General features: G+C 69.6%; 12 protein-coding genes. 8 read left to right on the top strand and 4 right to left on the bottom strand.

Features of this window, described 5'->3' with window-relative positions; genetic code table 11:
* Positions 1 to 22: 22 nt before the first annotated feature.
* Positions 23 to 364 carry a DUF1127 domain-containing protein gene (locus tag MFF30_RS05385; RefSeq protein WP_238277547.1) on the bottom strand — a complete coding sequence of 114 codons (342 nt, stop codon included), beginning with the start codon at positions 362 to 364 and terminating at the stop codon, positions 23 to 25.
* A gap of 130 nt (positions 365 to 494) precedes the next feature.
* On the opposite strand from MFF30_RS05385, the gene MFF30_RS05380 reads away from it, so the two are divergent.
* From MFF30_RS05380 to thrB, 3 genes are all read left to right on the top strand, one after another.
* Positions 495 to 1,910 carry an aminotransferase-like domain-containing protein gene (locus MFF30_RS05380; RefSeq protein ID WP_238277545.1) on the top strand — a complete coding sequence of 472 codons (1,416 nt, stop codon included), beginning with the start codon at positions 495 to 497 and terminating at the stop codon, positions 1,908 to 1,910.
* A gap of 157 nt (positions 1,911 to 2,067) precedes the next feature.
* Entirely contained in the window at positions 2,068 to 3,084 is a 1,017-nt protein-coding gene (gene ispH / locus MFF30_RS05375) for a 4-hydroxy-3-methylbut-2-enyl diphosphate reductase (RefSeq protein WP_238277543.1), read from the top strand.
* Positions 3,085 to 3,171: 87 nt separating this feature from the next.
* A complete protein-coding gene (gene thrB, locus MFF30_RS05370) occupies positions 3,172 to 4,137 on the top strand; it encodes a homoserine kinase (protein WP_238277541.1) in 966 nt (321 codons plus the stop codon).
* A gap of 279 nt (positions 4,138 to 4,416) precedes the next feature.
* Here the strand turns inward: thrB and MFF30_RS05365 are convergent, their stop codons facing one another.
* Positions 4,417 to 4,899, bottom strand: a complete 483-nt coding sequence (locus MFF30_RS05365; protein WP_238277539.1) for a peroxiredoxin — start codon at positions 4,897 to 4,899, stop codon at positions 4,417 to 4,419.
* Between the two features lie 171 nt (positions 4,900 to 5,070).
* Between MFF30_RS05365 and MFF30_RS05360 the strand changes: the two genes are divergently transcribed.
* Positions 5,071 to 5,709: a YqgE/AlgH family protein gene (locus MFF30_RS05360; RefSeq protein WP_283205863.1), complete on the top strand. Its 639-nt coding sequence runs from the start codon at positions 5,071 to 5,073 to the stop codon at positions 5,707 to 5,709.
* Positions 5,710 to 5,740: 31 nt separating this feature from the next.
* Here the strand turns inward: MFF30_RS05360 and MFF30_RS05355 are convergent, their stop codons facing one another.
* Positions 5,741 to 6,712, bottom strand: a complete 972-nt coding sequence (locus MFF30_RS05355) for a hypothetical protein (RefSeq protein WP_238277537.1) — start codon at positions 6,710 to 6,712, stop codon at positions 5,741 to 5,743.
* A 436-nt stretch (positions 6,713 to 7,148) separates the two neighbouring features.
* On the opposite strand from MFF30_RS05355, the gene dnaK reads away from it, so the two are divergent.
* The 4 genes from dnaK to MFF30_RS05335 all read left to right on the top strand — a co-directional run bounded on the left by dnaK (position 7,149) and on the right by MFF30_RS05335 (position 11,688).
* Positions 7,149 to 9,062, top strand: a complete 1,914-nt coding sequence (gene dnaK, locus MFF30_RS05350) for a molecular chaperone DnaK (RefSeq protein WP_238277535.1) — start codon at positions 7,149 to 7,151, stop codon at positions 9,060 to 9,062.
* A gap of 168 nt (positions 9,063 to 9,230) precedes the next feature.
* The gene (gene dnaJ / locus MFF30_RS05345) at positions 9,231 to 10,391 is read left to right on the top strand and encodes a molecular chaperone DnaJ (protein ID WP_238277523.1); all 1,161 of its coding nucleotides are present in this window, start codon (positions 9,231 to 9,233) and stop codon (positions 10,389 to 10,391) included.
* Between the two features lie 194 nt (positions 10,392 to 10,585).
* Complete coding sequence (locus MFF30_RS05340; protein WP_238277521.1) at positions 10,586 to 11,221, top strand: class I SAM-dependent methyltransferase; 636 nt, start codon at positions 10,586 to 10,588, stop codon at positions 11,219 to 11,221.
* A gap of 113 nt (positions 11,222 to 11,334) precedes the next feature.
* A complete protein-coding gene (locus MFF30_RS05335) occupies positions 11,335 to 11,688 on the top strand; it encodes a hypothetical protein (RefSeq protein WP_238277519.1) in 354 nt (117 codons plus the stop codon).
* Between the two features lie 12 nt (positions 11,689 to 11,700).
* Here the strand turns inward: MFF30_RS05335 and deoA are convergent, their stop codons facing one another.
* On the bottom strand, positions 11,701 to 13,014 hold the full coding sequence (gene deoA / locus MFF30_RS05330; RefSeq protein ID WP_238277656.1) for a thymidine phosphorylase: 1,314 nt from the start codon (positions 13,012 to 13,014) through the stop codon (positions 11,701 to 11,703).
* Positions 13,015 to 13,038 lie beyond the last annotated feature (24 nt).

Genomic DNA, 13,038 nt, shown 5'->3' with positions numbered 1-13,038 from the left:
ACGTCGGCCTCCCGCGTCCGATCTATGCGCCTCGCCCGTTGCGACGGCGCGCGCCCCACCGCTCGTTCCGGCGGCCCACGAGGAAGCTCGACGCGTCGCCCTCCCGGAGCAGGAGCTCGGAGTCGCGCACGTCCTGCCGCACGAGGCCGATATCCCGGAGTTCGCGGTCGGACATCCGCGAAAGCTGACCGATCACGCGGCGGTTAATGGCGGCCCGCGACACGCCCTCGGCCACATGGGCCATCAACCCGACGAACCAGGCCCTGGCGAACCAAGTCCCGGCCAAGAGGCGCGCCTTGGCGCCTGTGGGTGCGCCTGAGTGCCGGCAGGTGGCGGTAATTCTCGGAGTGGTGATGCCGTCCATGATGCAGGTCCCTGGCCGGCGCCCGCTCTCAAGGGGCGCCGATCCCGAAACCATGCGGGCCGGGGACTGGCCGCGACAGGGACAATTCAGTACGGTTCGGTTGAATTGTCCGGTACGAGGAGCAGGACAGATGAAGGCCTCCCCCCTGTCCGCCCCCACCCTTGTCGAGACCGTGGCGGCCTCGATCACCGAGCGGATCGCGGGGCGCCACCTCATGCCGGGCGCGCGCCTGCCGTCCGTACGCGCCTTCGCGGAGGCGATGGGCGTGTCGAAATCGACCGTGGTCGAAGCCTATGACCGGCTCGGGGCCGAGGGGGCCATCGTGGCGCGCCGGGGCTCGGGCTTCTACGTGGCCGGCAAGACGCGCCCCTTGTGCCTGAAGACGGTGGGGCCGCAGCTCGACCGGGCGGTGGATCCGCTCTGGATCACCCGCCAGTCCATGCAGGCGGGGCCGGACCTCGTGATGCCTGGCTCCGGCTGGCTCCCGGCGGCCTGGATGCCGGACGCGGCGATCCGGCGGGGCCTGCGGCAGTTGGCACGCGGCGGGGAAGCCAACCTCGTCGCGCACGACCAGCCCCTCGGCTTCCCGCCCCTGCGGGCGCAGATCGCCCGGCGCCTGGCCGAGAAGGGCGTCGAGGCGGGCGCGGATCAGGTCGTGCTGGTGGATTCGGCGACGCAGGCGGTGGATCTGCTCTGCCGCTTCCTGCTCGAACCGGGTGACGCTGTTCTGCTGGATGACCCCTGCTACTTCAACTACCACGCCCTGCTGCGCGCCCACCGCGCGCGGATCGTGGGGGTGCCGCTGACGCGATCCGGCCCGGACCTCGCCGCCCTCGACGCCCTCATGGCCGAGCACCGGCCCCGCTTCTACCTCATCAATTCCGCGCTCCAGAATCCCACGGGCTCGACCCTGGCCCCGGCGACCGCGCATCGCGTGCTCAAGCTCGCGGAGGCCCACGACACCCTGATCATCGAGGACGACATCTTCGGGGATTTCGAGGTCGAGCCCTCGCCGCGCCTGGCCGGCTTCGACGGTCTGGAACGGGTGATCCAGGTCGGCAGCTTCTCGAAGACGCTCTCGGCGGCCGTCCGCTGCGGGTTCGTCGCCCTGCGGGAGGACTGGGTGGAACCGCTCATCGACCTCAAGCTCGCCATGAGCCTCGGCAACAGCCACCTGTCGGCGAGCCTGATGCACGGCCTTCTCACGGACGGCACCTATCGCCGCCACCTCGGGGAGGTCCGCGAAAAGCTCGCGCGCGCCATGGCGCCGGCCTTGCGCCGGCTGGAGGCCTGCGGGCTGACGGCCTGGCTGGAGCCGGCCGGCGGCTTCTTCCTGTGGATGCGCCTGCCCGCGGGCGTGGATTCGGCGGACGTCGCCCGGCGCGCCCTGGCCCGCGGGCTCGTGCTCGCCCCCGGGGGGGCCTTCAGCCCCTCGTCGCTCGGCGACAGCTTCCTGCGCTTCAACGTGGCCCAATGCACCGATCCGCGCATGATCCCGATGCTGGAGGCCGCGTTGGCCGAATGCGCGGCCTCGGCCGCGCCTTGAGGTCCGCTCGAAGCGGCCCGACGCGAATTTACGGGAGAGCGGCCGGGTCCTGCGTGTCACGCGGACCCGGTTTCGCGGACCCAAGGGTGCCTGTGCCGGAGTTTTCCGCTATGACAGGTTGACAGGGGCGTCCCCGCCTCGCCACATCCCGGCTATCATGAGCGACGCGAATCCGACGACCTCCCCCGTCTCCAGCGATGTGGCCGAGCTGCCCTCGGTCAAGCCCCCCCTGGAGATCCTGCTCTGTGCGCCGCGCGGCTTCTGCGCCGGCGTCGTGCGGGCCATCGACGTGGTGGAACGTGCGCTGGCCATCTACGGACCCCCGGTCTACGTCCGTCACGAGATCGTCCACAACAAGTACGTGGTCGAGAGCCTGAAGCGGAAGGGCGCCGTGTTCGTGCGCGAGCTCGACGAGGTTCCGGACGGCTCCGCCCCGGTGATCTTCTCCGCTCACGGCGTCGCCAAGACGGTGCCGCACAACGCCGATTCGCGCGGCCTCACCACCATCGACGCGACCTGCCCGCTGGTGACCAAGGTCCACCGCGAGGCCGAGATCCACCACAAGCGCGGCCGCCACGTGCTGCTCGTCGGCCATTCCGGCCACCCCGAGGTCGTCGGCACCATGGGCCAGCTGCCCAAGGGCTCGATCACCCTGGTCGAGGACCTGGAGCAGATCGCCGCCCTGGAGCCGGAGAACCGCGACAACCTCGCCTGGGTGACGCAAACCACCCTGTCGGTGGACGACACCCGACACATCGTGGCGGCGCTGAAAGAGAAGTTCCCGACCATCACGGGGCCGCACAAGGACGACATCTGCTACGCCACCACCAACCGCCAGGAAGCGGTGAAGCAGGTGGCACCGCTGGTCGACGCGGTCATCGTGGTCGGCTCCTCGAACTCCTCGAACTCGCAGCGTCTGCGCGAGGTCGCCGAGCGCGTCGGCTGCCCGATCACGCGCCTCGTGCTGCGCGCCGAGGAGATCGACTGGCCGGCCTTCGAGGGCATCCGCAAGCTCGGCCTCACGGCCGGCGCCTCGGCGCCCGAGGTGCTGGTGGAAGAGATCATCGACGCGTTCGCCGCCCGCTACACCGTGACGGTGGATACGGTGTCGACGGTGGTGGAGGACATGTCCTTCCCGCTGCCGCGCGAACTGCGCAGCGAAGCCGCCGAATAACGGCCGTTCCCACGGCCGAAACCATCCGCAGGGGCGCCGTTCGGCGCCCTTGTCCTTTTCCGCCCCCGAGATGTTAAGCGAAGCGCCGTGGCCGTCTACACCGAGGTCTCCGACGAGGCCCTGACCGCCTTCCTCTCCGCCTACGAGATCGGCACGCTGCTCTCGTACAAGGGCATCGCCGAGGGCGTCGAGAACACCAACTTCTTCCTGCACACCACCGCCGGCTCCTACATCCTCACGCTCTACGAGAAGCGGGTGCGGGTCGGGGACCTGCCGTTCTTCCTCAACCTGATGGAGCATCTCGCCGCGCGCGGGCTCGCCTGTCCGCAGCCGATCCGCAACCGGGCCGGCGTGTCCTTGAGTGAACTCTGCGGCCGCCCGGCCGTCATCGTCAGCTTCCTGGAGGGCGTCTCGGTTAAGCGCCCCGGGATCGACCATTGCTGGGCGCTGGGAGGCGCGCTCGCGGGCCTGCACGCGGCGGGCGCCGATTTCGGCATGCGCCGGGACAACAATCTCTCGGTGGAATCCTGGGGACCGCTGTTCGCCGGAGCCGAGGCCCAGGCCGACACGGTCTCGCCCGGCCTCGCGGATCGCGTGCGCGGGGATCTCGCCGTGCTCCAGGCCGGCTGGCCCGCCGGCCTGCCCACGGGCGTGATCCACGCCGACCTCTTCACCGACAACGTGTTCTTCATCGGCGACGCCCTGTCGGGGCTGATCGACTTCTACTTCGCCTGCACCGACGCCTTCGCGTACGATCTGGCGATCTGCCTCAACGCCTGGTGCTTCGAGGCCGACGGCACCTTCGACCGGGACAAGGGCGCGGCCCTCATCGCGGGCTACGAAGCGGTGCGCCGCCTGACCGCGGCCGAGGTGGAGGCCCTGCCGATCCTATGCCGGGGCGCGGCCCTGCGCTTCCTGCTGACCCGCCTCGTGGACTGGCTCGACGTGCCGCCCGGCGCCCTGGTGCAGCCCAAGGACCCGCTGGAATACGACCGCCGGCTGACGTTCCACCGCACGGCGATGCAAGCGGTCGATTATGGCTGGGGCGTATAGGGAGGCTCGGCCTCACCGGGTCCGGTCCAGGGAGCACGAACCGGGGAGCACATTTCCCTTGCCCCGCACGCGGGGAGAGGATCGCAGGCACCTTGTCGTGCCTGCGATGAGCGAAGCGAGGGTGAGGGGACGGATCCGATCGAGACCCTCCCGGATTAGCCCCCTGACCTTCGGCTGCCGCCTCGCTCCGCCAACGGCAGGGTCGGCGAAACCCTCTCCCCGCGTGCGGGGCGAGGGGACGCGCACCGAGCGATGCGCGAACGTAGGTGCGATCCTCGCTCAGATTACCTTCAGCAGAGCTTCCGCCCCGGAGACCTCGGTCTTGGCCGGGGAATCCTCGACGTTGAGCACCCGCACCACGCCGTCCTCGACCAGCATGGCGTAGCGCTTCGAGCGCGGGCCGAGGCCGAAGCCGGCGCCGTCCATGTCGAGGCCGACGGCCTTGGCGAACTCGGCGTTGCCGTCGGCCAGGAATTCGATGCCCTCGGCGCCGCTGGCCTTCTGCCAGGCGTCGAGCACGAAGACGTCGTTGACGGAGGTCACCGCCACGGCGTCGACGCCGCGCGCCTTGATCTCGGCCAGCTTCTCCACGAAGCCGGGGAGGTGATTGCGGTGGCAGCTCGGCGTGAAAGCGCCGGGCACGCCGACGAGGACGACGCGGCGCCCCTTGAAGAGGTCGTCGGTGGTCTTGGCCTCGGGCCCGCTCGCGCCGCTCACGCGGAAGGTCACCTGGGGAAGGTGGTCGCCAACCTGGATCGTCATCCGTCGTCTCCTGAAACGCTCGCCGGCGCGCCCGGCACCCGCTCTGTGGGGCGGCCTCGTGCGGTTGCGTCTAGCTCGCGGGGCCGGACCTGTCGAGTTTGCCCGAATGGGTGAGGGGCCCTCGCATCGCGGCGCCCTGGACAACGCCGCCGGCCCGCGTAGCATGCGGGGATGCAGACCTCCCGGCCCCGAGCTTCCCGGCCTGAAGCCTCCCGACCTCATAGGGGTGATCCCGCCTATTTCGACGGTCAGTTCCTGGTGGCGATGCCGGGGCTCACGGATTCCCGCTTCGCCCGCTCGGTGATCTACCTCTGCGCCCACTCGGCGGATGGGGCGATGGGCATCATCCTGAACAAGCCGGTCTCGGACCTCAACATGCCGGACCTGCTGATCCAGCTCGACATCGCCAGCGAGACGGACGCGATCCGCCTGCGCGAGCGGGTCGGCCACATGCCGGTGCTGATGGGCGGGCCGGTGGACGCCAAGCGGGGCTTCGTGCTCCACACCGATGACTTCCACATCGACCAGTCCACGCTGATCATCGACGACGGCATCTGCCTGACCGCGACCGTGGACATCCTGCGCGCCATCGCCTCCGGCGACGGGCCCGCCAGCGCGGTGCTGGCGTTGGGCTACGCCGGCTGGCAGGCGGGCCAGCTCGAGAACGAGATCCTGGCCAATGGCTGGCTGATCTGCCCGGCCGACCCGGAGATGATCTTCCACACGGCCCTGGACGCCAAGTACGAGCGCACGCTGCGTAACAACGGCATCGATCTGGCCATGCTGTCGGTGAGCGCCGGGCACAGCTGAGGGCCGCGCGCCGAGATTCGTCTCAAGGGCGCTACTGCTCCACGAAGGGCGAACCGCCGGCATCCGGGTTCATGCCCTCCACCGGCGGCTTGCGGCGCGGGCGCGGCGTCGTTGCCGTTGCGGTCGGCGCCGCCGTGCTGGTGTTGACGCCGAGGCGGGTGGCGAGCGCCAGGGCCCGCGCCTCGGTAAAGCGCAAGTTGCAGAACCCGTGGGCGCCCTCGCGGGCATAGGTCCGGCAGAGCTGCTCGCGGTCGGACGAGAACGCCGCCTGCTCGGTCACCACGGGACGTAGGTCCTGTCCCTTCAGGCGCTGGCTCATCAACTTGTAGTTCTCGCGCACCGCCCGGTCGGCACCGCCGCGCGCGCCTTCGAACTCGCCGGCACGCGGAATCAGGCTTGCGGCGGGCGGTCCCCACAAGCCGGTCGGCGTCGTGGCGCAATCGGCCGCCGCGAAGGTGCAGACGGAGCCCGAGAGCGCCCGCACCAGTACGGCCCCGTCGAGCACGTCCAAGCGCAAGGGGCACTCGCCGCCCGCCACCTCGAAGCGGCCGACACCCTCGGGCCGACCCTCCGAGGACACGGCCACCGGCGCGCCGCCGTTAAGGGGAACCTTGCAGGCCTCCACGGGCTGCGAGATCTTGTTGCCCGGCAGCGTGATCCGGGCGGTGGTGCCGGAGCCGGACTTCTCCAGCTTCAGGCTCCCCGTGAGCCCGTTCAGCTGCAGGTCCTGGCCCATCACGTTGTCTTCCGAGGGCGCCTTCAGCACCACGGGCTGGCGCGGCACCGGCGGCGACTTCGGGACCTCCGCCGCCGGGGGCATGGCCTCGCCCGGAGGGGGCGCCACGGGTGCGCTCGGCACGCCGCGCGGGGGCACCGGGGGCTTGGCGGCCCGCCCGATCCCGAACAATTCCTCGAAGAACGACTGCGCGACGGCCGACTGTGGGACGGATGCCAGAACCGGCGAGAGCAGGAGTGGCAGAAGAAACACGCGGGACAGACGCATCGAGACTTTCAGGCCTATGGCGGGGGAGGCGGACGGATGCGCAGCCAAGCACTTTCACCACACACTTACCATGTGTGCACAGCCGCGCCATGGCACGAATAGGCGAACGCCCCGCTCGAACGCTTCGTCCACGGCTCTCTGGCGTGGCTCCGCCGGGAGCGCGTGCCGCGCCCCTGAGCGACCCCGCGCTCGCACAAGAGCATCAACGCCGGTCCGAACGATCGGATGCGCCGCGCCGCACGCCATCGCCTTGCGGCCTCGCGACACCCTTCTTATATCGGCCGAGACGCGGGATTAAGACCCGGCTCCGTACCGATCCGGGGTACGAACCGGTGCCCAACCCCGTTCTCACACACTCAGTTTTGCACAGCCATGGGCCGAGCTGCTTCGGGGCTCGGCGGTCTGCTTGACCAAACGACAACAGAGGGATCCCACCATGGGTAAAGTCATCGGTATCGACCTCGGCACCACCAATTCCTGCGTGGCCGTCATGGAAGGCACGCAGCCCAAGGTCGTCGAGAATTCGGAAGGCGCGCGCACCACGCCGTCCATCGTCGCCTTCACGGACGAGGGCGAGCGGCTCGTCGGCCAGCCGGCCAAGCGCCAGGCGGTCACGAACCCCGAGCGCACCTTCTTCGCCATCAAGCGTCTCGTCGGTCGCACCTACGACGACCCGATGACGCAGAAGGACAAGGGCCTCGTGCCCTATTCGATCGTACGCGGCGACAACGGCGATGCCTGGGTCGAGGCGGACGGCAAGAAGTATTCGCCCTCGCAGATCTCCGCCTTCACCCTGCAGAAGATGAAGGAGACCGCTGAGGCGCATCTCGGCCAGCCCGTGACGCAGGCCGTCATCACCGTGCCCGCCTACTTCAACGACGCCCAACGCCAAGCCACCAAGGATGCGGGCAAGATCGCCGGCCTTGAGGTCCTGCGCATCATCAACGAGCCCACCGCGGCGGCGCTCGCCTACGGCCTCGACAAGAAGAAGGCCGGCACCATCGCGGTCTACGACCTCGGCGGCGGCACCTTCGACGTCTCGATCCTTGAGATCGGCGACGGCGTGTTCGAGGTGAAGTCGACGAACGGCGATACCTTCCTGGGCGGCGAGGACTTCGACAACCGGGTGGTCGAGTACCTGACCTCCGAGTTCAAGCGCGAGCAGGGCATCGACCTGACGAAGGACAAGCTCGCCCTGCAGCGCCTCAAGGAAGCTGCCGAGAAGGCCAAGATCGAGCTGTCTTCGGCGACCCAGACCGAGATCAACCTGCCCTACATCACGGCCGACGCCACGGGCCCGAAGCACCTCGCCCTCAAGCTCAGCCGCGCCAAGTTCGAGTCCCTCGTGGACGATCTCGTGCAGCGCACGATCGAGCCCTGCCGCAAGGCGCTCAAGGATGCCGGCGTCTCGGCCTCCGAGATCGACGAGGTCGTGCTGGTCGGTGGCATGATCCGCATGCCGAAGATCCAGGAAGTGGTGAAGTCCTTCTTCGGCAAGGAGCCCCACAAGGGCGTCAACCCGGATGAGGTCGTGGCCATCGGCGCGGCGGTCCAGGCCGGCGTGCTCCAGGGCGACGTCAAGGACGTGCTGCTCCTCGACGTGACCCCGCTGTCGCTCGGCATCGAGACCCTCGGTGGCGTGTTCACCCGCCTGATCGACCGCAACACCACGATCCCGACCAAGAAGAGCCAGACCTTCTCGACGGCCGAGGACAACCAGAACGCGGTCACCATCCGGGTCTTCCAGGGTGAGCGCGAGATGGCGGCCGACAACAAGATGCTCGGCCAGTTCGACCTGATGGGCATTCCGCCGGCTCCGCGCGGCATGCCGCAGATCGAGGTGACCTTCGACATCGACGCCAACGGCATCGTCAACGTGACGGCCAAGGACAAGGCGACGAACAAGGAGCACCAGATCCGCATCCAGGCTTCGGGCGGTCTGTCCGACGCCGACATCGAGAAGATGGTCAAGGATGCCGAGGCCAATGCCGAGGCGGACAAGAAGCGCCGCGAGCTCGTCGAGGTGAAGAACCAGGGCGAGAGCCTCGTCCACGCCACCGAGAAGTCGGTCAAGGAGTACGGCGACAAGGTCTCGGCCGATGACAAGGGCGCCATCGAGACCGCGATCACGGCGCTCCGCACGGCACTGGACGGGGACGACGTGGAGGTCATCAAGGCGCGCACCACCGACGTGATGCAGGCCTCGATGAAGCTCGGAGAGGCCATGTACGCTGCAAACCAGGCCGGTGAGGCGGACGCCGCACCGGGTACCGGCGAGGCCAAGAAGGACGACGTCATCGACGCCGACTTCCAGGAAGTCGATGACAAAGACCAGAAGAAGCGCGCATAACGCCTTCATCTGAGCGCGGGGCCGGAGCGATCCGGCCCCGCGTCATGTCTCGCGCCTGCCGGCGACACGGTGGGATCGGTCCTTGGCGAATGAGCCAGGACCGCTGGGTTTGATCGGGGACGGCGCCACCGCGACGAAACGGGACGCCGGGGGACTTTGAGGACGGGAATGTCGAAGCGGGACTATTACGAGATCCTGGGCGTCTCCAAGACCGCGACCGACGGCGAGATGAAGGTCGCCTTCCGCAAGCTCGCCATGAGCTACCACCCGGACCGCAATCCGGGGAACGCGGAGGCCGAACTCAAGTTCAAGGAAATCAACGAGGCCTATCAGTGCCTCTCCGATGGCCAGAAGCGCGCCGCCTACGACCGCTTCGGCCACGCCGCCTTCCAGCAGGGCGGGGGGGGCGGACCGGGCTTCGGCAACGAGTTCGGCGACTTCATGTCGGACATCTTCGACAACTTCTTCGGCGACGGCCGGGCCGCTCCCGGCGGCGGACGGGGCGGCGCGCGCGGCGGGCCGAGCCGTGAGCGTGGCGCGGATCTGCGCTACAACCTCGAGATCTCCCTGGAGGAGGCGTTCGCCGGCAAGGCCGAGACCATCAAGATGGCGACCTCGGTCACCTGCGAAGTGTGCGCGGGCTCGGGCGCCAAGGCCGGTTCGAAGCCGCGCCCCTGCCAGACCTGTGGCGGCTACGGCCGGGTACGGGCGGCGCAAGGGTTCTTCGCCATCGAGCGCACCTGCCCGAACTGCCACGGGCGCGGCGAGATGATCGACGACCCCTGCGGCGCCTGCAGCGGCGCCGGCCGGGTCACCCGCGAGCGTACCCTCTCGATCAACGTGCCGGCGGGCGTCGATGACGGCCTGCGCATCCGCTTGGCCGGTGAGGGCGAGACCGGCCTGCGCGGCGGGCCGGCGGGTGACCTCTATGTCTTCCTCTCGATCCGGCCGCACGAGTTTTTCCAGCGCGACGGCGCCGATCTGTTCTGCCGCGTGCCGATCTCCATGGTGACGGCGGCGCTCTCGGGCGAGATCACCGTGCCGGTGATCGACGGCTCGCAGACGCAGGTCCGCATCCCAGCCGGGACGCAGACCGCCAAGCAGTTCCGCATCAAGGGCAAGGGCATGCCGGTCCTGCGCTCGCGTGACGTCGGCGATCTCTACATCCAGGTCTTCGTCGAGACGCCGCAGAATCTCTCGAAGCGGCAGCGCGAACTCCTGCAGGAATTCGACCAGTCGGCTTCCGACGAGAACCACCCGGAGAGCGCCGGCTTCTTCTCGAAGGTCAAGGACTTCTTCGAGGCCTTCGGCGGCACCGCGCGCACGTGACGGCGTTCCCGCACGAGCATCGATGGGCCCGGGGATCAAAACAAGGCCGAGCCGGTTCTATGATGTGGCGGTCCGGCACCGCTCGCTCGATCTCGCCGGCCGGTCGGCTGCGTCCGATGGATGCAAGCTTGACTGCCGAAGAGGTTCGTCGTCTAGCCTTTCCTTCCCAACCCGTGATCTGAGGACATAGGGTCTTGCCGCCGCTACGCCGCTCCAGCGCCAAAGACGACCTCGCAGCCGGTGCCAGCCGTACGCGACGGGACCCGCTGGAGGACGAGGCGCGCTTCCTGCGTTCCTGGTTTGAGCGCCCGCTCGTCACCGGCGCTGTCACGCCATCCGGCCGTATGCTGGCCCGCACCATGGCCTCGTACGTCGACCCGCGCGTGAGCGGCCCGGTAATCGAGCTCGGCCCCGGCACAGGCCCGGTGACGGAGGCTCTGGTTCGGCGCGGCGTCGAGCAGGAGCGGCTGATCCTGGTCGAGTACAACCCGGATTTCTGCAAGCTGCTGCAGAAGCGCTTCCCGCGCGCCACCATCGTGCGCGGCGACGCCTACAACATCCGCGAGACCCTCGGCACCATGCTCGCCGAGAAGGCAGCCGCCATGGTGTCGAGCCTGCCGCTCTTCACCAAGCCGCTGGAGCAGCGGCTCGACCTCCTCAACACCGCCCACACGATGATGCATCCGAGCGCGCCGTTCGTGCAGTTCACCTACGCGGTGGTGCCGCCGATCCCGGCCCGCTGCGATGCGGGCACCTACACGGCCAGCCGCTCGAACCGGGTCTGGCTGAACCTGCCGCCCGCCCGGGTCTGGGTCTATCGCCGGCCCTGAGGCCAAACCCGAACCTGAGATGAAGGACGATCTCAGATCGCGTTCAGTGGACCTGCCTTACATCCAAGAACAAGGGCGCCCTGGCGCCCGCGCGCATGGACAGGGAGGTTCTCATGACCACGTCACGGATCGGATCGGTACGGGGCTTCCGCGCCCTGGTCGCCGCCCTGGCGATCACCGGCAGCGTCGGCGCCGCCCCAATCGCAGAAGCTGCCCCGGCCTTCGCGCAGACCACGTTCTCCGACCGGGCCGGCGCCACCCCCGTGCAGTACTGGGGCGATCGTGGCGGCTGGGGCTATGACCGCCATCACCACCACGACCGGGGCTACGGTCACCGCCACCACGGCCACGGACGCGACCACGGCTGGGGTCACCGGCACCATGGCGGCTGGGGCCATCGCGACCATGGATGGGGCCACCGTGATCACGGTCACCACCATCGCGGCCACGGCCACCACGACTACTGACGGGCCGATCGCTTATCCCGCGATCCGCTCCAGGATCGCGGGCATGTCGGCCGGCGCGACCCCATCGATCCGGTAGGCCGCCCGCACGGCCGCCTCTGCCCGGTCGGCGGCATCCCCATCGCGCGCGTGGATCGTGGCGAGTGGCTGGCCCCGCTCGATTCGGGCGCCGGCCCGGCGCAGGCCGGTAAGGCCGACCGCCGGGTCGATGGCGTCCTGCGGGCGGGTGCGCCCGCCACCGAGACCGATCACCGCGAGCCCGAGGTCCCGCGTCGCCACGGACGCGACGAAGCCGTCTGCTTCCGCAGGCACAGAACGGATGACGGGCGCCGCCGGCAGATGATGGCCGGACCGCTCCAGGATGTCGGTCGGCCCGCCGAGGGCCGCCACCATCCGGGCGAACACCTCCGTGGCCCGGCCGGAGTCCAGCGCGGCTTCGAGGCGCGCGCCCGCTTCGGCGGTATCGGCGCAGAGCCCCCCCACCACCAGCATTTCGGCGCCGAGCGCCAGGGTGACGGCGTGGAAGGCCGGCTCGCGGGCGCGGCCCGTGAGGTAGTCGAGGGTGTAGGCCACCTCGACGGCGTTGCCGGCCGCCGAGGCGAGGGGGGAATCCATGTCGGTGACCAGCGCCACCGTGCGCAGGCCCGCGCCTTGCGCCACGCCGACGATACTGGTGGCGAGGTCCCGCGCCTGCGCGCGCCGCGCCATGAAGGCGCCGGAGCCTGTCTTCACGTCCATGACCAGGCCGTCGAGGCCGGCGGCGAGCTTCTTCGAAAGGATCGAGGCGGTGATGAGGTCGAGGCTCTCCACCGTGCCGGTGACGTCGCGGATCGCGTAGAGGCGCCGGTCGGCCGGGGCGAGGTCGGCGGTCTGTCCGATGATGGCACAGCCGACTTGCGCCGTGACGCGCCGGAACCGATCGAGATCCGGCGTCGCGTCGTAGCCCGGGATGCTGCCGAGCTTGTCCAGGGTGCCGCCGGTATGGCCGAGGCCGCGCCCCGAGATCATCGGCACGTAGCCGCCGCAGGCCGCCACCATGGGGGCGAGCGCGAGGCTGACCGCGTCGCCGACCCCGCCGGAGGAATGCTTGTCGAGGACGGGGCCGGGCAGGTCCCAGGCCAGAACGGTGCCGGAATCGGTCATGGCGCGGGTCAGCGCCACGCGTTCGCCGAGCGAGAGGCCCCGGAAGAACACCGCCATGGCGAAGGCCGCAGCCTGCCCCTCGGTGACGCTGCCCTCGGTCAAGCCCGCAACGAAAGCCGCGATGTCCGCGGGCGCGACCTCGCCGCCGTCGCGCTTGGTCCGGATGAGTTCCTGCGGCAGCCTCACCGGGCCGTCCTCGGGCCGGCGGTC

The sequence above is a fragment of the Methylobacterium goesingense genome, from assembly GCF_022179225.1.
GTDB lineage: Bacteria > Pseudomonadota > Alphaproteobacteria > Rhizobiales > Beijerinckiaceae > Methylobacterium > Methylobacterium goesingense.
This window is presented reverse-complemented; position numbering and strand designations above follow the sequence as displayed.

Bases quoted from the DNA above. Each gene is read 5' to 3' on its own strand.
- MFF30_RS05385 (WP_238277547.1), bottom strand. From the start codon at position 364: ATGGACGGCATCACCACTCCGAGAATTACCGCCACCTGCCGGCACTCA.
- MFF30_RS05380 (WP_238277545.1), top strand. From the start codon at position 495: ATGAAGGCCTCCCCCCTGTCCGCCCCCACCCTTGTCGAGACCGTGGCG.
- ispH (WP_238277543.1), top strand. From the start codon at position 2,068: ATGAGCGACGCGAATCCGACGACCTCCCCCGTCTCCAGCGATGTGGCC.
- MFF30_RS05365 (WP_238277539.1), bottom strand. From the start codon at position 4,899: ATGACGATCCAGGTTGGCGACCACCTTCCCCAGGTGACCTTCCGCGTG.
- MFF30_RS05360 (WP_283205863.1), top strand. From the start codon at position 5,071: ATGCAGACCTCCCGGCCCCGAGCTTCCCGGCCTGAAGCCTCCCGACCT.
- MFF30_RS05355 (WP_238277537.1), bottom strand. From the start codon at position 6,712: ATGCGTCTGTCCCGCGTGTTTCTTCTGCCACTCCTGCTCTCGCCGGTT.
- dnaK (WP_238277535.1), top strand. From the start codon at position 7,149: ATGGGTAAAGTCATCGGTATCGACCTCGGCACCACCAATTCCTGCGTG.
- dnaJ (WP_238277523.1), top strand. From the start codon at position 9,231: ATGTCGAAGCGGGACTATTACGAGATCCTGGGCGTCTCCAAGACCGCG.
- MFF30_RS05335 (WP_238277519.1), top strand. From the start codon at position 11,335: ATGACCACGTCACGGATCGGATCGGTACGGGGCTTCCGCGCCCTGGTC.